Origin of the sequence: Pseudomonas extremorientalis (genome assembly GCF_001870465.1) — a bacterium.
Taxonomy (GTDB): domain Bacteria; phylum Pseudomonadota; class Gammaproteobacteria; order Pseudomonadales; family Pseudomonadaceae; genus Aquipseudomonas; species Aquipseudomonas extremorientalis.
This window is the reverse complement of record NZ_MDGK01000047.1, coordinates 55,730-71,797: the sequence shown is the minus strand read 5'-3', so window position 1 is coordinate 71,797 and position 16,068 is coordinate 55,730. Positions and strand designations below refer to the sequence as shown.

Annotated in this window: 19 protein-coding genes; 8 read left to right on the top strand and 11 right to left on the bottom strand. The window is 61.4% G+C overall.

Translation table 11 applies throughout. The annotated features are described in order from the left end of the window. Nucleotides 1–2 precede the first annotated feature (2 nt). The 6 genes from BFN10_RS18305 to folE2 are packed head-to-tail and all read right to left on the bottom strand — an operon-like array spanning nt 3 to nt 4,287. Entirely contained in the window at nt 3–563 is a 561-nt protein-coding gene (locus tag BFN10_RS18305; RefSeq protein WP_071490861.1) for a gamma carbonic anhydrase family protein, read from the bottom strand. Next, nucleotides 560–973: a phosphoribosyl-AMP cyclohydrolase gene (gene hisI, locus BFN10_RS18300; RefSeq protein ID WP_071490860.1), complete on the bottom strand. Its 414-nt coding sequence runs from the start codon at nt 971–973 to the stop codon at nt 560–562. The genes BFN10_RS18305 and hisI overlap by 4 nt, the downstream gene beginning before the upstream one ends. Further along, entirely contained in the window at nt 970–1,848 is an 879-nt protein-coding gene (locus tag BFN10_RS18295; RefSeq protein WP_071490859.1) for a metal ABC transporter substrate-binding protein, read from the bottom strand. The genes hisI and BFN10_RS18295 overlap by 4 nt, the downstream gene beginning before the upstream one ends. A gap of 11 nt (nt 1,849–1,859) precedes the next feature. After that, nucleotides 1,860–2,726, bottom strand: coding sequence for a metal ABC transporter permease (locus tag BFN10_RS18290; RefSeq protein WP_071490858.1), 867 nt, complete (start codon nt 2,724–2,726; stop codon nt 1,860–1,862). After that, a complete protein-coding gene (locus BFN10_RS18285; protein WP_071490857.1) occupies nt 2,726–3,394 on the bottom strand; it encodes a metal ABC transporter ATP-binding protein in 669 nt (222 codons plus the stop codon). Before BFN10_RS18285 ends, BFN10_RS18290 begins: the two co-directional genes overlap by 1 nt. After that, nucleotides 3,391–4,287, bottom strand: coding sequence for a GTP cyclohydrolase FolE2 (gene folE2, locus BFN10_RS18280; RefSeq protein ID WP_071490856.1), 897 nt, complete (start codon nt 4,285–4,287; stop codon nt 3,391–3,393). The genes BFN10_RS18285 and folE2 overlap by 4 nt, the downstream gene beginning before the upstream one ends. 129 nt (nt 4,288–4,416) lie before the next feature. Here folE2 and BFN10_RS18275 point away from each other — a divergent pair, with 129 nt between their 5' ends. Further along, nucleotides 4,417–5,619 carry an N-acetylmuramoyl-L-alanine amidase gene (locus BFN10_RS18275; RefSeq protein ID WP_071490855.1) on the top strand — a complete coding sequence of 401 codons (1,203 nt, stop codon included), beginning with the start codon at nt 4,417–4,419 and terminating at the stop codon, nt 5,617–5,619. Here BFN10_RS18275 and BFN10_RS18270 read toward each other — a convergent pair. Then, on the bottom strand, nt 5,616–5,984 hold the full coding sequence (locus BFN10_RS18270; protein WP_071490854.1) for a glutamine synthetase: 369 nt from the start codon (nt 5,982–5,984) through the stop codon (nt 5,616–5,618). The two genes, BFN10_RS18275 and BFN10_RS18270, sit on opposite strands and share 4 nt — an antisense overlap. A 127-nt stretch (nt 5,985–6,111) precedes the next feature. On the opposite strand from BFN10_RS18270, the gene dksA reads away from it, so the two are divergent. From dksA to BFN10_RS18250, 4 genes are read left to right on the top strand one after another with little or no spacing between them, the layout of a single operon-like run. Further along, complete coding sequence (gene dksA / locus BFN10_RS18265; protein WP_058424325.1) at nt 6,112–6,516, top strand: RNA polymerase-binding protein DksA; 405 nt, start codon at nt 6,112–6,114, stop codon at nt 6,514–6,516. 27 nt (nt 6,517–6,543) lie between these two features. Beyond that, the gene (gene zigA / locus BFN10_RS18260) at nt 6,544–7,752 is read left to right on the top strand and encodes a zinc metallochaperone GTPase ZigA (RefSeq protein WP_071490853.1); all 1,209 of its coding nucleotides are present in this window, start codon (nt 6,544–6,546) and stop codon (nt 7,750–7,752) included. After that, complete coding sequence (locus BFN10_RS18255; protein WP_071490852.1) at nt 7,752–8,396, top strand: DUF1826 domain-containing protein; 645 nt, start codon at nt 7,752–7,754, stop codon at nt 8,394–8,396. Before zigA ends, BFN10_RS18255 begins: the two co-directional genes overlap by 1 nt. Nucleotides 8,397–8,440: 44 nt before the next feature. Continuing rightward, the gene (locus BFN10_RS18250; protein WP_071490851.1) at nt 8,441–9,403 is read left to right on the top strand and encodes a CobW family GTP-binding protein; all 963 of its coding nucleotides are present in this window, start codon (nt 8,441–8,443) and stop codon (nt 9,401–9,403) included. Here BFN10_RS18250 and BFN10_RS18245 read toward each other — a convergent pair. After that, the gene (locus tag BFN10_RS18245; protein ID WP_058424321.1) at nt 9,397–9,792 is read right to left on the bottom strand and encodes a DUF3301 domain-containing protein; all 396 of its coding nucleotides are present in this window, start codon (nt 9,790–9,792) and stop codon (nt 9,397–9,399) included. The genes BFN10_RS18250 and BFN10_RS18245 overlap by 7 nt on opposite strands. A gap of 117 nt (nt 9,793–9,909) precedes the next feature. Between BFN10_RS18245 and pdxY the strand changes: the two genes are divergently transcribed. After that, complete coding sequence (pdxY, locus tag BFN10_RS18240; protein ID WP_071490850.1) at nt 9,910–10,782, top strand: pyridoxal kinase PdxY; 873 nt, start codon at nt 9,910–9,912, stop codon at nt 10,780–10,782. A gap of 82 nt (nt 10,783–10,864) precedes the next feature. After that, nucleotides 10,865–11,893 (top strand): hypothetical protein, encoded by a 1,029-nt coding sequence (locus BFN10_RS18235; protein WP_071490849.1) that lies wholly within the window; start codon nt 10,865–10,867, stop codon nt 11,891–11,893. Nucleotides 11,894–11,929: 36 nt separating this feature from the next. Here the strand turns inward: BFN10_RS18235 and BFN10_RS18230 are convergent, their stop codons facing one another. Then, nucleotides 11,930–12,415 carry an acyl-CoA thioesterase gene (locus tag BFN10_RS18230; RefSeq protein ID WP_033897247.1) on the bottom strand — a complete coding sequence of 162 codons (486 nt, stop codon included), beginning with the start codon at nt 12,413–12,415 and terminating at the stop codon, nt 11,930–11,932. A gap of 291 nt (nt 12,416–12,706) precedes the next feature. Here BFN10_RS18230 and BFN10_RS18225 point away from each other — a divergent pair, with 291 nt between their 5' ends. Beyond that, nucleotides 12,707–14,470 carry a cation:proton antiporter gene (locus BFN10_RS18225; RefSeq protein ID WP_071490848.1) on the top strand — a complete coding sequence of 588 codons (1,764 nt, stop codon included), beginning with the start codon at nt 12,707–12,709 and terminating at the stop codon, nt 14,468–14,470. 81 nt (nt 14,471–14,551) lie between these two features. Here the strand turns inward: BFN10_RS18225 and BFN10_RS18220 are convergent, their stop codons facing one another. Then, nucleotides 14,552–14,959 (bottom strand): SMI1/KNR4 family protein, encoded by a 408-nt coding sequence (locus BFN10_RS18220; RefSeq protein WP_028618538.1) that lies wholly within the window; start codon nt 14,957–14,959, stop codon nt 14,552–14,554. Nucleotides 14,960–15,094: 135 nt separating this feature from the next. After that, nucleotides 15,095–15,964, bottom strand: coding sequence for a Tim44 domain-containing protein (locus tag BFN10_RS18215; RefSeq protein ID WP_071490847.1), 870 nt, complete (start codon nt 15,962–15,964; stop codon nt 15,095–15,097). Nucleotides 15,965–16,068 lie beyond the last annotated feature (104 nt).

Sequence of the window (16,068 nt, the reverse complement as noted above, 5' to 3'; positions counted from 1 at the left end):
GCTCAGAACTCGTTTTGCAAGGCTTTGTAGCCACGCACCAGATCGACGTTGGTACGCGCCACGTCTTCGGAAAACTCCGAGGCGCTCACGCTGACCGGCGGGAATTGCGACAGGTCGGTGGCAGGCCCGATGCGGGTGGTGGAGGGCACGTAGAAGGCGGCGGGCAAATCGCGACCGTCGACCACCGAGTTGTGACGCACCACGCAGCCATCACCCACGGCGCAGTTGAACAGCACACTGTTGAAGCCGATGAACACACGGTCGCCGACGCTGCAGGGGCCGTGGACGATGGAGCGGTGGGCGATGGAAGTGAACTCGCCGATGGTCACCGCCGCGCCGGATTTGGAGTGGATAACCACGCCGTCCTGGATGTTGGAGTTGGCGCCGATGGTGATCGGGTCCATGTCCCCACTGGCGTCGACTTCATCGGCGCGGATCACCGCGTAGGGGCCGACGAAGACGTTCTCGCCGATGATGACCTTGCCGCAGATGATTGCGGTCTTGTCGACGTAGGCTGATTCGGCAATGACGGGAAGATCGCCGGATGGGTTCTTGCGGATCATGCTGAGGGCTCCGTGAGGATGTGAACGTAGTCGCCATCGATAGCGTTGTAGAAGCAGGTCGGTCGACCGGTGTGGCAGGCCGGGCCCTGCTGGTCGACGATCAGCAACACTGCGTCGCCGTCGCAATCCAGGCGGGCTTCGATCAGTTGTTGCCAATGGCCGGAGCTTTCGCCTTTACGCCATAGCTGCCGACGCGAGCGTGACCAGTAGCAGACTTGCCCGGTGGCCAGGGTTTCGTTTAGGGCCGTGCGGTTCATCCAGGCCAACATCAACACTTCACCGCTGCCGTGTTGCTGGGCGATGGCGGCGATCAGGCCGTCGCTGTTCCAGGGCAGGGCGTCGAGCACCTGTCCGAGTGGAAAGCGGCTGCCCACGGCAGCCCCTTCCAGATCGAGCATGCTCAGGGTCATGGCTTGCCCAGGGCCGCGCACAAGGTGTTGAGGTTGTATTCGAACAGCCCGGTAAAGGTGCTGGCCGGACCTTGCGCGGCGAGGGCGTCGGAGTACAGCGTGCCGCCGATCTGCGCGCCACTTTCGTCTGCGATCTGCTTGAGCAGGCGCGAGTCCTTGATGTTTTCCATGAACACCGCTTTGACCTTGTCTTTGCGGATCTGGGTGATCAGCGCGGCGACCTCGGCGGCGGACGGTTCACGTTCGGTGGACAGCCCCTGGGGCGCAAGGAACTCAATGCCGTAGGCCTGGCCCAGGTAGCCGAAGGCGTCATGGGAGGTGACGATGCGGCGGTTGCCTGCTGGCAGCGCACCGAACTTGGCCTTGGCTTCGGCCAGCAGGCGGTAGATTTCTTTCAGGTAGGCCTGGCTGTTGCGCAGGTAGTCAGCCTTGTTCGCCGGGTCGGCGGCGACCAGCGCCTTGGTGATGTTGTTCACGTAGATTTCGGCGTTGGCCAGGTTGTGCCAGGCGTGGGGGTCGGGGATCGTTTCGCCGTCCTCTTCCATGGTGTGGGAAATCACGCCTTTGCTGGCGGTGACCACGGTCGCCTTGGTTTCAGTGCTGGCCACCAGCCGGTCCAGCCACGGCTCGAAGCCCAGGCCGTTCTTGATGATCAGCTTGGCCTTGAGCAGCGCCTTCGCGTCGTCCGGCGTTGGTTCGTAGGTATGGGCGTCGGCGTCAGGGCCGACCATGTTGCTGATCTGGATGTGATCGCCACCGATCTGGTGGGTGATGTCATCGAGAATACTGAAACTGGTCACCACCTGGAGTTTGTCGGCGGCCTGGGCCATCGACAACGGCAGCAGCAGACTGAACAGCACGAGTAAAGCGCGCATCGGGAAACACCTCATTGGGATGTAAGGGAGGGCGGGCGGCGCAGCAAGCCGTGCACCGGACCGAAGACCACGGACAGCAGATACCCGGCACCCGCCACCAGCACGATGGCCGGGCCGCTGGGCAACGAGTAGTAGAACGACAACAACAAACCCAGCCACACCGACAGGCTTCCCAGCACCGCCGATACCGCGATCAACACCGGCAGGCGCCGGCTCCAGAAACGTGAAGCGATGGCCGGCAACATCATCAAGCCCACCACCATCAAGGCGCCGATGGCCTGGAAACCGATCACTAGGTTCAGCACCACCAGGGTCAGGAACAACCCGTGGGCCAGTGGGCCGAGGCGGCTGACGGTTTGCAGGAACAGCGGATCGAGAGTGTCCAGCAGCAACGGTCTGTAGATCACCGCCATGGCGATCAGGCTGAACCCGGAGACCCAGAGCATGCCGGTGAGGGTGGTTTCATCCACCGCCAGGGCCGAGCCGAACAGCAGATGCAGCAAGTCCAGGCGCTTGCCGGCGATGCCGAGGATCAACACGCCGGCGGCGAGGGAGATGGGGTAGATGGCGGCGAGGCTGGCGTCTTCACGCAGGCCGGTGCGACGGGTGATCCACGCGGACAGGCCGGCCATGCTCAAGCCGGCGCCGAGGCCGCCGATGGTAAGAGCCGGCAGGCTGAGGCCGGCAAACCAGAAACCGAGTGCGGCGCCGGGCAGGATGCCGTGGGCCACGGCGTCACCGATCAGGCTCATGCGTCGCAGGATCAGGAACACACCCAGCGGTGCAGTGCTGCAGGCAAGTACCAGTCCGCCGATCAACGCACGACGCATGAACACGAAGTCGAGGAAGGGCATCCACAGGTGGGCGGCGAAGTGCATCAGGCCACCTGCATTTGGGGCTGTGGGCGGATCAGCTCTTTGCTGGGGCCGAACAGGCAGCCGGTATTCTTGATCTGCACCACGTGCTGGGTGTGATGGCGCACGGAGGCAAGGTCATGGCAGACCACGATCAGCGTACGGCCTTGATCGTGCCAGGCGTGGATGTGTTTCCAGCACAGCGCCTGGCCTTCTTCATCGAGGGCGGCGTGGGGTTCATCGAGCAGCAGCACCGGCGCTTCGGCCAGGCTCATGCGGGCGAGCAGGGCGCGTTGCAGCTCGCCGCCGGAGAGAGCCATCAGCGGGCGATGTTCCAGGCCGCTGAGGCACCAGTCTTCCAGCACGGCTTCAAGGCGCTGGCTGCGTTGTTGCGGGGAGAGCTGGGTGCCCCAGAAGCCGGCGGCGACCAGCTCTTGCAGGCTGATGGGGAACTGGCGGTCCAGGTGCTGTTGCTGCGGCAGAAACGACAGACCGCCACGGCGTGGAACCGCCACCGTGACTTTGCCCGCCAAGGGCTTTTGCAGGCCGGCGATGACCTTGAGCAGGCTGCTTTTGCCGGTGCCATTGGCGCCGATGATGCCGGTGAGGCTGCCTTTTTCCAGAGTGAGGTCGAGGGCGGGCGTCAGTGGTTGGCCCGGGGCGCCCCAGCGTAAGGCGGTGCAGGTGATCATGCAGGGTTTCTCGTCCAGCGGCTTTCCGCCACGGCATCGTGCGCGTGCAGGCTTTCGGCGTGGATCACTTTCAGGTGGAAGGCGTTGACCGCATCCGAGCGTTTCAAGGCGAGGTTCAGGCGGCGGGCGGCGTCTTCGCAGAACATCAGGTTCTGCCCATTGGCCAGGGCGAAGGCTTGTTCGTCCGCGCGTTTTACAGCGGTTTGTACGGCGGTGCCGAGGGCGGCTTCGACGTTATCGATCAGTTCGGTGATGGGCAGGCTGGGTTGGTCGCCGTCCAGCTCGATCAGCAACTGCGCGCTGCTGCGCTGGCTGTGAGGTGTGGCGACGATGCCATTGGCGCTGCCGAGCCAGGTCAATACGTCTTCATGCTGCAGCGGGGTGTTGCCGAAGTCTTCAAGAAATTGCTGCTGAATCAATTGCCTGGCGAGGGCGGCGGAGCACGGGCAGGTTGAGGAATAGGTAACGTCAATTTTTAGTTCCACGTGGAACATCTGGTTTTCCAGGCGCGCCTGGATGCTCACCGGGTAGCCTTTCCAGCCGGCCAACGGGCTGACCAGCGCCGAGCGCTTGAGCAGCAGATCGGTATGGATACGCAGGTAGGCGTTATTAGATAAACCTTCATGACTGTCGAGAAAACGCTGCAGTACATTACGCAGACGTGCAGGTGTAAGCGGCTGCTGGTCGAGCATCTCCAGCGCCAGGTACAGGCGTGACATATGAATGCCACGGGCGGCGCCATCATCCAGGCTTACGCCGGCATCGGCAGTAGCGGCAAGACGCTCGCCGTCGATGAGGATCGGCAGGGCGATGCCGCACATGCCTACCCAGTCGAGTGGCAAAGCTTGGCGTGAAGCCTGCGCGGCGATATCCGGCAGAGTCAGCGCATTCATGAGCAGGTCCATCGTTAGCGATAATTAGACATGTTATAGTATAACAATTAGATCAACGATGAATATTCTGCTCCAACCTTTTTTCAGTCATGTCGAGTAAGGACGCTCCTTCATTCGCGGTGTTTTTTCATGTACAGACGTCAGCTTCTTAACCTGCTTCTGGCCAGTCCGCTGTTCCCTTTGCCGTTTGCCGCCCATGCCACACAGATTCGCAATGCCCGCCTGTGGCGCTCGGACGACAAGCTGCGGTTGGTGTTCGACCTCAGCGGCCCGGTGCAATACAAGACCTTCACCCTGAGCGCGCCGGAGCGCCTGATCATTGACCTGAGCGGGGCCGGGCTCAGCGGTGATTTCTCTCAGTTGGCGTTGAAGAACAGCGGCATCACCTCGATTCGCTCGGGGCATTTTGGTAAAGGTGATACGCGCATCGTGCTGGACCTGGTCGCACCGATGCAGCTCAACAGCTTTCTATTGCCGCCTCAGGACGGCCAGGGTCATCGCCTGGTGCTGGACCTGACCAGCGCCACCCAGGTGCCTCGCCAGATGGCCGCTGAACCTGCGCCGCGCGTGGACAAGGCCCACCCCAAGCGCGACATCATCGTGGTGGTGGATCCCGGCCACGGCGGCAAGGACCCGGGTGCAGTCGGCTCCAAGGGCCAGCGCGAAAAAGACGTGGTGCTGTCCATTGCGCAACTGTTGGCCAAACGCTTGAAGCGCGAGAAAGGTTTTGACGTGAAGTTGGTGCGCAACGACGATTTCTTCGTACCGCTGCGCAAACGGGTGGAGATCGCCCACAAGCACAATGCCGACATGTTCATCTCCGTGCATGCGGACGCGGCACCACGCATCACCGCCTCGGGCGCGTCGGTGTATGCCCTGTCCGAAGGCGGCGCGACGTCCGCCACGGCGCGGTTCATGGCGCAACGGGAAAACGGTGCCGACTTGCTCGGCGCCACCAGCCTGCTGAATCTGAAGGACAAGGACCCGATGCTGGCCGGGGTAATCCTGGACATGTCGATGAACGCTACCATCGCCTCCAGCCTGCAACTGGGCCACTCGATCCTGGGCAGCCTGGAAGGCATCACCAGCCTGCATCAGAAACGCGTGGAACAGGCGGGATTCGCGGTGCTCAAGTCACCCGATGTGCCGTCTATCCTGGTGGAAACCGGGTTTATCTCCAATGCGCGTGACAGTGCGCGGCTGGTTACCGCGCGGCATCAACAAGCGGTTGCCGATGGGTTGTTCGAAGGCTTGAAAAAGTATTTCCAGAAGAACCCACCGATGAACAGCTACATGGCGTGGGTGCAGGAACAGAAGAACGCCCAGGTCTAGCAACCCGTTATACGGCTGCAGGTGAATTTTGCGCTGGCACCACCCGAACTGGAAAACCGGTTGAGGGTGGTCCAGCCCACGCGCCGCGTGTAGCCGACCCACGCCTCACCGTCCGACGCCAACCCGGTAAAAAAGGTCAGCTGCCCGTAGCGGCTGTTGGTCTGTGCCCAGTGGCGCTTGCCGATCACCTCGTACCCGCGCAGATACGTGGTACTGCCGACCGTCGCCACGCTGTAGGCATTGCCCAACGGGTCAACACAAGCCAGCAGGTTGGCGCTGCGCGTGCAGTGGGCCAACAGGTTGGGGGCCTGGGCGCAGGCAGGTCCGGCCGCAGCCAAAAACAGGGCGCACACCAGGTATTTCATCAGGTTTCTCGTGGCAGGGAAGTGTTCAAGCATTGCGCCCTTCGTCGTGGTGAGCAAGAGGGGATTGGCTTATTTGTATTGTTATACTATAACATTAAAGCACAGCCTGACCCGTGAACCGCTCTCCATGACCGAACAAGACCTGCTGGCCCAACCGCCCGCCGACTATATGAATGAAGCCCAGCAAGGCTTCTTCCGTGAGTTGCTGCTGGCGCAACGCAATGAGCTGCAAGCGCGTATCGACGCCGAATTCCTGCTGCTGCGCGAGCAGGAAACCAACAGCGACCCTGCCGATGTGGGCAGCGCCGAAGAACAGCGCCAATGGCAACTGCGCCTGCTGGAGCGGGAAAAGAAGCTGTTGGACAAGATCGACGACGCCCTCGAATTGCTGGCACGCGGCGAGTACGGCTGGTGCCGCGAGACCGGCGAGCCCATCGGCCTGCAGCGCTTGTTGCTGCGTCCTACCGCCACCCTGTGTATCGAAGCCAAAGAACGTGAAGAGCTGCGCGAACGCCATAAACGGGCGATTTGACCGGCCAACCCTGATGAGGAATACCTGATGCCCAATCGCCTCCCCGTTACTGTGTTGTCCGGCTTTCTCGGCGCCGGTAAAAGCACGCTGCTCAACTACGTCCTGCGCAACCGCGAAAGTCTGCGGGTGGCGGTGATCGTCAACGATATGAGCGAAATCAATATCGATGGCAGCGAAGTCCAGCGCGACGTCACCCTCAACCGTGCCGAAGAAAAACTGGTGGAGATGAGCAACGGCTGCATCTGCTGCACCTTGCGCGAGGACTTGCTGGAAGAAGTCGGAAAACTCGCCAAGGAAGGTCGCTTCGATTACCTGCTGATCGAATCCACCGGCATCTCCGAGCCCTTGCCGGTGGCCGAGACCTTCACCTTTCGTGATGAAAACGAGCAAAGCCTGGCCGATATCGCCCGCCTGGACACCATGGTCACCGTGGTCGATGGCATGAACTTCCTGCTCGACTACCAGGCCGCCGAAAGCCTGGCCTCGCGCGGTGAAACCCTCGGTGAAGAAGACGAGCGCTCCATCACCGACCTGTTGATCGAGCAGATCGAATTCGCTGACGTGATCCTCATCAGCAAGATCGACCTGATCAGCAGTCGCGAACGTGAAGAGTTGATGGCAATCCTCGAACGCCTCAACGCCCAGGCAGAAATCATCCCTATGGTCATGGGGGAGGTGCCGCTGAACAAGATCCTCAACACCGGCCGTTTCGACTTCGAGCGCGCCGCCCAGGCGCCGGGCTGGCTGCAGGAATTGCGCGGTGAACATGTGCCGGAAACCGAAGAGTACGGCATTGCCTCCACCGCTTATCGAGCTCGCCGCCCGTTTCATCCGCAGCGCTTTTTCGACTTTATCGACCGCCCGTGGGTCAACGGCAAACTGCTGCGTTCCAAGGGTTTTTTCTGGCTGGCCAGCAAACACCGGGATGCGGGCAGTTGGTCCCAGGCCGGTGGCCTGATGCGTCATGGGTTTGCCGGCCGCTGGTGGCGCTTTGTGCCCAAAAGCCAATGGCCTCAGGACGAAGAGAGCATCGCGGCGATCATGGGCAACTGGCAACTGAGCACTGGCGACTGCCGCCAGGAGCTGGTGTTTATCGGCCAGAACATCGACTTCACCCGCATGCGCGCCGAGTTGGATGCGTGCTTGCTCACCGATGAAGAAATGGCCCTGGGCGTCGAAGGCTGGCGCCTGCTGGCTGACCCTTTTGGCCCCTGGTATGAGGAGGCAGCCGCCTGATGCTGGCCCCGGTGATTCCCCTGCGTCCCGTGATTCGCCAGACCTGCGGTGACACCCCGCTGGCGCTGTCCGACATCCTCGAAGACGGCGTCAACCTGGCGCTGTGGCAGCGCCAGCTGCCGCTGCACATCGCCGAGTTCGGCGCCTTGCTGGTGGCGCTCAACGAGCCGTTGGCCGACTCCATGGTCATCGAGCTCAACAACGACGACGCCGAGCCAAACTTGCAGGGTTTGGCGTCGAGTTGTCGTGATCTTGAGGGCTACGAAGGCTTCATCGCCGATGTGTCGTGGCTGGTCAGCGCGTTCGCCTGTCTGCTTGGTGCCAAGCGTATCGGCGTGCGCCTGCGTCTGTTGGATAAAGCCATGTGCCCGCGTTTTCACGTCGACCACGTGCCGGTGCGCCTGATCACCACCTATGCCGGGGTCGGCAGCCAGTGGTTGCGTGAAGGCGTGATGGACCGTCGCAAGCTCAGCCAGCCGGATGCCGAACCCACCGAGCGTATCGAGCAGATCCACTGCGGCGAAGTCGCCTTGCTCAAGGGCACCAAATGGCATGGCAATGAAGGCCATGGCCTGATTCACCGTTCACCCGCACTGAGGGCCGACGAGCGCCGCTTGATCCTGACACTGGATTGGCTCGCATAACCGCGTAGGATCAGACGCTCTACACGGTCCGAACGATGCCCCTCATGTTGCAGAACATTCCTACCCACGTGATTGCCGGGCCCCTGGGCGCCGGCAAGACCAGCCTCATCCAGCACCTGCTTGCCCAGCGCCCGGCCAACGAGCGCTGGGCCGTGCTGATCAACGAGTTCGGGCAGATCGGCCTGGATGCCGCCTTGCTCACTCAGGATGACGACGGCATTGCCCTCGGCGAAGTCGCCGGAGGCTGCCTGTGTTGTGTGAATGGTGCCCCGTTCCAGGTCGGCCTGGGTCGCTTGTTGCGTAAGGCCAAGCCTGATCGGCTGTTTATCGAGCCCTCGGGCCTGGGTCATCCGGCGCAGTTGCTCGGGCAGTTGCGCGAAGCGCCGTGTCAGAACGTGCTGGCCGTCCAGCCGTGCGTGATGGTGCTGGATGCGCAAGCGTTGGCGGCGGGCAAGCCCTTGCCCCAAGCACAACATGAGGCATTGGCGAATGCCGGTTTGCTGGTATTGAACAAGGATGAAGCGCTGGATGCAGCGCAGCGCGAGGTGATCGAGCGGCAGTTACCCGACTGCCCGCTTTACTGGACCCGTCAGGCGTATTTGCCGCTGGCGCATTTACCTGGCCTTGACGCGCGGGCTGCTGCGGCTGTGGACAACTTCGCCGTACCCAAAGGCCTGGCGCAAATGCCGGCCATCTGGACCGATCCTGACCAGCCCATTTGCCTGAGCCAGGCTCAAGAGGGCGGCTGGAGCATTGGCTGGCGCTGGCACCCCGGCCAGCAGTTCGACACCCAGCGGCTGCATAACTGGCTTGCAAGCCTTGATTGGCGCCGCGTCAAACTGGTTATCCACAGTGCCGAAGGCTGGGTGTCCTCCAATGCTGTGGATAACGGCCCGCTCACCTGGCAACCCAGCGAATGGCGGCGCGATTCGCGTATCGAATTGATCTTCAGCGAGCCACAGGACGTGGACGTGTTACAGCGTGCGCTGGCCGCCAGCCGTCAGTGACGGTTCTTGGACGCGTGGTCCTGGCGCCACTGGCTCAGCTCGATCACCTCGGCACTGGGCAACGGCGTCTTGATCTCGAACGGGTAGGGCGCCAGTTCGATCTGTGCGCTGTGGGCACCGAACTGGGTGATGGTCCCCGGATGGCGGGTTTCGCCGGTCACGGTGAACTCGAAGTTGTAGATGCGCGCCAGGCGCCGCCGACCGTTGGCATCCTTTACAAAACCGATGCGCTTGAGTGCCACCGCACCGTCCAGCAGTTCGATGTCGAGCTTGGCGCAATGCTGCTTGACCCGCTCCAGCGCCCGCTCGCGCAGGCCATGGTTGTGCCAAACCCAGGCGGCACCGGTCGCCAGTAGCATCAACACGAACATGTTTCCCAGGGTCAGCATGCGAAAAACTCCAACAAAGTGAGGGCAGCTTAACTGTGTCGCCGGTCTGTCGTACAGGCTGCGTTTAGTCGCATACTGCGCGGCCAGAATTTCATTGGTTTTACGGAAATCTCCCGCATGAAACGCACACCTCATCTGCTTGCGATCCAGTCTCATGTGGTCTTTGGCCACGCCGGAAACAGCGCCGCCGTGTTCCCCATGCAGCGCGTTGGGGTGAACGTGTGGCCGCTGAACACGGTGCAGTTCTCCAACCACACCCAGTATGGCCAATGGGCGGGAGAAGTGTTGGCGCCACAGCAGATTCCCGCGTTGGTGGAAGGCATTGCCGCCATCGGCGAGCTGGGCAATTGCGATGCGATTCTGTCCGGCTACCTGGGCAGCGCCGATCAGGGCAGGGCGATCCTGACTGGCGTGGCGCGCATCAAGGCCATCAACCCCAAGGCCCTGTATCTGTGCGACCCGGTGATGGGGCATCCGGAAAAAGGCTGCATCGTTCCCCAGGAAGTCAGCGATTTCCTGCTGGACGAAGCCGCGGCCATGGCCGACTTCCTGTGCCCCAACCAACTGGAACTGGACAGCTTTGCCGGGCGCAAGCCGCAATCGCTGTTCGATTGCCTGGCCATGGCCAAGGCGTTGCTGGCGCGTGGGCCGAAGGCCGTATTGGTCAAACACCTGGATTATCCGGGCAAGTTGCCGGACGGTTTCGAGATGCTGCTGGTGACCCCCGAAGGCAGTTGGCACCTGCGACGGCCGCTGCTGGCGTTCCCACGTCAGCCGGTCGGGGTGGGCGATTTGACCTCGGGGCTGTTCCTGGCACGTGTTCTGTTGGGCGATAGCCTGCTGGCCGCCTTCGAATTCACCGCTGCAGCGGTCCACGAAGTGTTGTTGGAAACCCAGGCCTGCGCCAGTTACGAGTTGGAGCTGGTGCGCGCCCAGGATCGTATTGCCCATCCTCGCGTGCGTTTCGAAGCCACTCCCATTGGATTGTAGGAATATTCCTGATTGAGTCAGGCAAAGAGCGTCCGGTACTATCGGGCGCCTCTTAGTCCCCTGTGCTTTTCAAGGAAGAACCATGTCTCCCGTATTCCCTTCGCCACGGGCGTTGACCGCTCTGGTGCTGACGTCGTTGCTGGGCGGTTGCAGTGTGAACGGCACTTACCCTGACGCCACCGAGCCGGACGCTGCGAAACTGCGCTTCATCTCCAATACGTCCAACACCACCATCGACGTCTACGATGCGCAACATTGCATGGGCCAGACCACCGGCATGCTCAATAATATTTTCCTGGTCGATACCCGGCGGCGTGTCGGCATGTCGGTGCCCCCTCCGGCCAAGGCCAGGGGCTTGCTGGAGTTCAAGCTGGCTCCCGGCAAGGAAACCATGCTGATGATCAACACCAATGGCGGCAGCTATGTCTGCGGCAAATCAATGAGTATCACGCCAAAGGCCGGGGAAGAGTACGAAGTGACCTTCGATATGGCGCGGGGCATCTGCACGACCTCGTTGCAGCGCCTGACGCGCTCCGATGGCAAGGACGTGCGCATTCCACAGCCGATATTCGAGAACGGCATCCCATCGTGCGCGGGCAAAAGCCCGATATTCGGCAAGGTGATCCCGGATACGCCACACCGAACTGCGTTGATCAACGCAATCGTTGAAACCCATATGCAACTCATCACGTTGATGGAGCCTGACACGGCGCAGCGCCCGCAAGCCGTCGAGGAGGCAATCGCCGAGCGCAAGGCGCGGTTCGCCCAGTTCACTCCGCCTGAGGCCTATTGGACTCAATACCGTGAGAACTACGCACGGGTAAATCAGGAAATGGCCGGCCGCAAGGCGCGTACCCTCGAGCTGTATGAGCGGGTTTACCGCATGCGCCTGAGCGGCACCGAAGATGCGATCCTGGAGCAATGGCAGAACCCGACGGACGCCGCCGTGGTCGAGCGCGTCAAGGCGAACGACAAGTTGATGGCGCAGTACTACAAGAACACCAGCAAAGCGGTGATGGTGGACATCGTGAATCATCATATGGAGCGCATGAGCCAGTTGGACCAGCGCTTTGATGTCTGTGCCCACGATGATCAGTGCTGGCGGCTGTAGGAGCGCAGCTGCTCGCTCCTAAAGGCGGGAAATGGCCTACAGTGCGTCTGCCTTGATTTCCTGGTAGCGCTTCTCCAGTTCCTGTCGGATCTGTCGACGCTGCTGAGCCTGTACGAATCGGCGCTTGTCCTCGCTGTTCTGCGGTTGCAGCGGGGGCACGGCGGCCGGTTTGCGCTGGTCGTCCACGGCGACCATGGTGAAGAAGCAGCTGTTGGTATGGCGCACGGAGCGTTCGCGGATGTTCTCGGTCACTACCTTGATGCCCACCTCCATCGAGGTGTTGCCGGTGTAGTTGACCGACGCGAGGAAGGTCACCAGCTCGCCGACATGGATCGGCTCGCGAAAGATCACCTGGTCCACCGACAGCGTGACCACATAGCGGCCGGCATAGCGGCTCGCGCAGGCGTAGGCCACTTCGTCGAGGTACTTGAGCAGGGTGCCACCGTGGACATTGCCTGAGAAGTTGGCCATGTCAGGGGTCATCAATACCGTCATCGACAGCTGGGCGTTTCCGGGTTCCATAGCACACTCACGGGTTGTAGGCATTGGTTGGGGGGCACCTCTGCGGGTGCTGGAATCTTTGCAGGGCCATCCATAACGGGACGCCGGTGGGCGGCTAGCCGTCACGCGCGAACCGATCTGTTTCCATATATTGCACCGGCTTTCCGGCGGAAGTCGCGGTGTTAACCTTCAAAAGCCCATCTCAGGGCATTTCTTACGATCAAGGCAGACTTTTCCTTCCGCACTTTGCGACATTTCAAAGGCGCGCGCGGAAGTGGGAAAAGCGCCAGTACCCTCAAGGAGCCCCTCGCCATGCACGCCATCAGCTTTATCCAGGACTTGGCCGTGATCATGCTGGTGGCAGGGGTTGTCACCATCCTGTTTCACCGCCTCAAGCAGCCGGTGGTGCTGGGCTACATCGTCGCCGGGTTCATCATCGGCCCCCACACCCCGCCGTTCGGCCTGATCCACGACGAAGACACCATCAAGACCCTCGCCGAGCTCGGGGTGATCTTCCTGATGTTCTGCCTGGGCCTGGAGTTCAGCCTGCGCAAGTTGTTCAAGGTCGGCGCCACGGCGTTTATCGCGGCCTTCCTGGAAATCATCCTGATGATCTGGATCGGCTACGAAATCGGCCGCTGGTTCGACTGGAACATCATGGACTCACTGTTCCTCGGCGCGATCCTGGCGATTTCTTCGACCACCATCATCGTCAAGGCGCTCAATGACCTGAAGATGAAGAACCAGCGTTTTGCCCAATTGATTTTCGGCGTGCTGATCGTCGAGGACATCCTCGGCATTGGCATCATCGCCTTGCTGTCGAGCATCGCCGTCAGCGGTACGGTCAGCTCCGGCGAAGTGTTCTCCACCGTCGGCAAGCTCTCGCTGTTCATGATTGTCGCGCTGGTCATCGGCATTTTGCTGGTGCCGCGCTTGCTGGCGTATGTGGCCAAGTTCGAAAGCAACGAGATGTTGCTGATCACCGTACTGGGCCTGTGTTTCGGTTTCTGCCTGCTGGTGGTCAAGCTGGAATACAGCATGGTGCTGGGCGCGTTTCTGATCGGCGCAATCATGGCCGAATCCCGGCAGTTGATTAAGATCGAGCGCCTGATCGAGCCGGTTCGCGACATGTTCAGCGCCATCTTCTTTGTGGCCATTGGCTTGATGATCGACCCGCAGATCCTGCTGCAATACGCCTGGCCGATTGCGGTGATCACCGTGGCCGTGGTGTTGGGCAAGATGCTGTCCTGCGGCCTGGGCGCGTTTATCGCCGGCAACGATGGCCGTACCTCACTGCGCGTGGGCATGGGGCTGTCACAGATTGGCGAGTTTTCCTTCATCATCGCGGCGCTGGGGATGACGCTGCAGGTGACCAGTGATTTCCTCTACCCCGTCGCGGTAGCGGTTTCGGCCATCACCACACTGCTCACGCCGTACCTGATTCGCGGCGCCGATCCACTGTCCTTGAAGATCGCCGCGGTCATGCCCAAGCGGTTGAGCCGGGTTTTTGGCATGTACGGCGAATGGTTGCGCAGCATTCAGCCCCAAGGCGAGGGTGCGATGCTCGCTTCGATGATCCGAAAGATCATTCTGCAAGTCGGGGTCAACCTGGCGCTGGTAATCGCGATCTTCTTTGCCGGCAGCTTTTTCGCGGCGCGCATCGGTGAGTATCTGGAAGGCTGGATCGGCGATCCAAGCTGGCAGAAGGCGTTGATCTGGGGCGGGGCGTTGCTGTTGTCGCTGCCATTCTTGATTGCCGCGTATCGCAAGCTCAAGGCGCTGTCGATGCTGCTGGCGGAGATGAGCGTGAAGCCAGAAATGGCCGGGCGGCATACCCAGCGGGTGCGGAGGGTGATCGCAGAACTGATCCCGATCCTCTCGTTGCTGGTGATCTTCCTGCTCTTGGCAGCCTTGTCGGCCAGTATTTTGCCGACCAACAAGTTGCTGGTGCTGATTGCCGTGGTCACGGCTGCGGTGGCGGCGGTGCTCTGGCGGTGGTTCATCCGCGTGCATACGCGGATGCAGGTCGCCTTGTTGGAGACGCTGGATAACCATAAGGATACGCCGGAGCATTGAGGGGCTTGGGAGGGCTGCTTCGCAGCCCGACGCGGGGCAAGTCCGCTCGCCACAGCAAGCCCGGTTAGCCAGAGAGCTTTGTCAGCTTTCCAGCCAGACGTCCCGCGCCCAGTGCCACACCGATTCCCAGGTTTCTTCGGTGACGATTTCTTCTTCGCCGGACCACAGCACCACGGTGCCGTCTTCTTCGACGCAGTAGTAGTCGTCGCCGTCCTGGCAGATCGGGATCAGGCTGCGGTCGACACCGGCATCCCAGGCGTTGGCGGCCACGTCCGGCAGGTAGGTGTGGGACTGCGGGTCGGTGACGGTCACCGGCTCCAGGCTGCCGTACACCACGTCGCTGACGGTCAGCAGGAATTCACGGAAGACAAACGGGATGTCGATGAACAGTTGTTCCTCGATCTCCACCAGTTGGTCTTCGTCAGGCAGCTCCAAGGGAACCGGGACCGGTTCGTTGGCTTCACGCAATTGTTCGATGATTTCTTCCACGGCCGGGATCCTCTTGCTAGATGGCGCGGTTTATAGGGGCGTTTTATACAGTAGCTCGCTATAAGTGCAACCGTGAAATAGAAAACCCCGGACAGGTCCGGGGTTTTTTGTATCTGTTTACCAAGCGTGCAGGGATCAGCCGTTCTGGCGGATACCGGCGACCAGCCATGGCTGGTTGTCGCCCTGTGCACGTTCCATGTTCCAGCTTTCGCTGAACACTTCGCCCTGGTCGAAACGCGAGGTCTTCGACACACCGCTGAAGGTCAGGGTGGCGATGGTCTTGTCGGCGCGATCATCCACACCGTCCAGCTGCACGCGCAGGTCGTCGATGTAAGTCGACTGGAATGCATCGCCAATCTCGGCGCGTTCGCGCTTGAGGAACTCCAGCAGTTGCGGGGTCACGAACTCGGCGATCTTGTCCATTTCATTGGCGTCCCAGTGCTGCTGCAGGGACTGGAAGTGGCTGCGAGCCGCCTCGACGAAACGTTCTTCGTTGAACCAGGCCGGTGCATTGATCACCGGGCGGGCCGCGGCAGGTGCTGCCGAACCACCGAAGATCGAACCCATGGCTGGTTTTTGCTCGAACACTTCACGCTGCATTGGCGCGCCGGCTGGAGCCAGGTGCTCCTGCTGCTTGCGGCGACGAGCGGCGATAAAGCGGAAGACCAGGAAGGCGATGACCGCCATGATCAGGATGTCGAAGATCTGCATACCCTGGAAGCCGCCGCCCATGAACATGGAGGCGAGCAGGCCACCGGCGGCGATGCCGGCAAGAGGGCCCAACCAGCGCGAAGCACCGCCGGCCTTGGCGGCAGCGCCTGCAGCACCGGCGGCGCCTGCGGTGGCCGCAGCACCGCCGGCACCGGCGGATGGAGCCATTTGGCTGGTCTGGTGAGTTGGTGCTGCGCCTGAGCTTTTGCCGCCACCGAAGCGTTTGGCGTTGGCGTCGAGGCTCATCGTCAGGCCGATGCACAACGCCATGGCGATGCTAAGAAAACGTTTCATAAAGGGAATTCCCATTTGTGGATTGCACGCGCGCCATGTTGCACAGGTGTGGTGACAGTGGCTAGCGGCATAATGTTTCGGGCTTTTGCGTAGGATCGATTCAG

What these genes read in the sequence shown, in the direction of transcription:
- BFN10_RS18305 (WP_071490861.1), bottom strand. Translation starts at nt 563, where the DNA reads ATGATCCGCAAGAACCCATCCGGCGATCTTCCCGTCATTGCCGAATCA.
- hisI (WP_071490860.1), bottom strand. Translation starts at nt 973, where the DNA reads ATGACCCTGAGCATGCTCGATCTGGAAGGGGCTGCCGTGGGCAGCCGC.
- BFN10_RS18295 (WP_071490859.1), bottom strand. Translation starts at nt 1,848, where the DNA reads ATGCGCGCTTTACTCGTGCTGTTCAGTCTGCTGCTGCCGTTGTCGATG.
- BFN10_RS18290 (WP_071490858.1), bottom strand. Translation starts at nt 2,726, where the DNA reads ATGCACTTCGCCGCCCACCTGTGGATGCCCTTCCTCGACTTCGTGTTC.
- BFN10_RS18285 (WP_071490857.1), bottom strand. Translation starts at nt 3,394, where the DNA reads ATGATCACCTGCACCGCCTTACGCTGGGGCGCCCCGGGCCAACCACTG.
- folE2 (WP_071490856.1), bottom strand. Translation starts at nt 4,287, where the DNA reads ATGAATGCGCTGACTCTGCCGGATATCGCCGCGCAGGCTTCACGCCAA.
- BFN10_RS18275 (WP_071490855.1), top strand. Translation starts at nt 4,417, where the DNA reads ATGTACAGACGTCAGCTTCTTAACCTGCTTCTGGCCAGTCCGCTGTTC.
- BFN10_RS18270 (WP_071490854.1), bottom strand. Translation starts at nt 5,984, where the DNA reads ATGAAATACCTGGTGTGCGCCCTGTTTTTGGCTGCGGCCGGACCTGCC.
- dksA (WP_058424325.1), top strand. Translation starts at nt 6,112, where the DNA reads ATGACCGAACAAGACCTGCTGGCCCAACCGCCCGCCGACTATATGAAT.
- zigA (WP_071490853.1), top strand. Translation starts at nt 6,544, where the DNA reads ATGCCCAATCGCCTCCCCGTTACTGTGTTGTCCGGCTTTCTCGGCGCC.
- BFN10_RS18255 (WP_071490852.1), top strand. Translation starts at nt 7,752, where the DNA reads ATGCTGGCCCCGGTGATTCCCCTGCGTCCCGTGATTCGCCAGACCTGC.
- BFN10_RS18250 (WP_071490851.1), top strand. Translation starts at nt 8,441, where the DNA reads ATGTTGCAGAACATTCCTACCCACGTGATTGCCGGGCCCCTGGGCGCC.
- BFN10_RS18245 (WP_058424321.1), bottom strand. Translation starts at nt 9,792, where the DNA reads ATGCTGACCCTGGGAAACATGTTCGTGTTGATGCTACTGGCGACCGGT.
- pdxY (WP_071490850.1), top strand. Translation starts at nt 9,910, where the DNA reads ATGAAACGCACACCTCATCTGCTTGCGATCCAGTCTCATGTGGTCTTT.
- BFN10_RS18235 (WP_071490849.1), top strand. Translation starts at nt 10,865, where the DNA reads ATGTCTCCCGTATTCCCTTCGCCACGGGCGTTGACCGCTCTGGTGCTG.
- BFN10_RS18230 (WP_033897247.1), bottom strand. Translation starts at nt 12,415, where the DNA reads ATGGAACCCGGAAACGCCCAGCTGTCGATGACGGTATTGATGACCCCT.
- BFN10_RS18225 (WP_071490848.1), top strand. Translation starts at nt 12,707, where the DNA reads ATGCACGCCATCAGCTTTATCCAGGACTTGGCCGTGATCATGCTGGTG.
- BFN10_RS18215 (WP_071490847.1), bottom strand. Translation starts at nt 15,964, where the DNA reads ATGAAACGTTTTCTTAGCATCGCCATGGCGTTGTGCATCGGCCTGACG.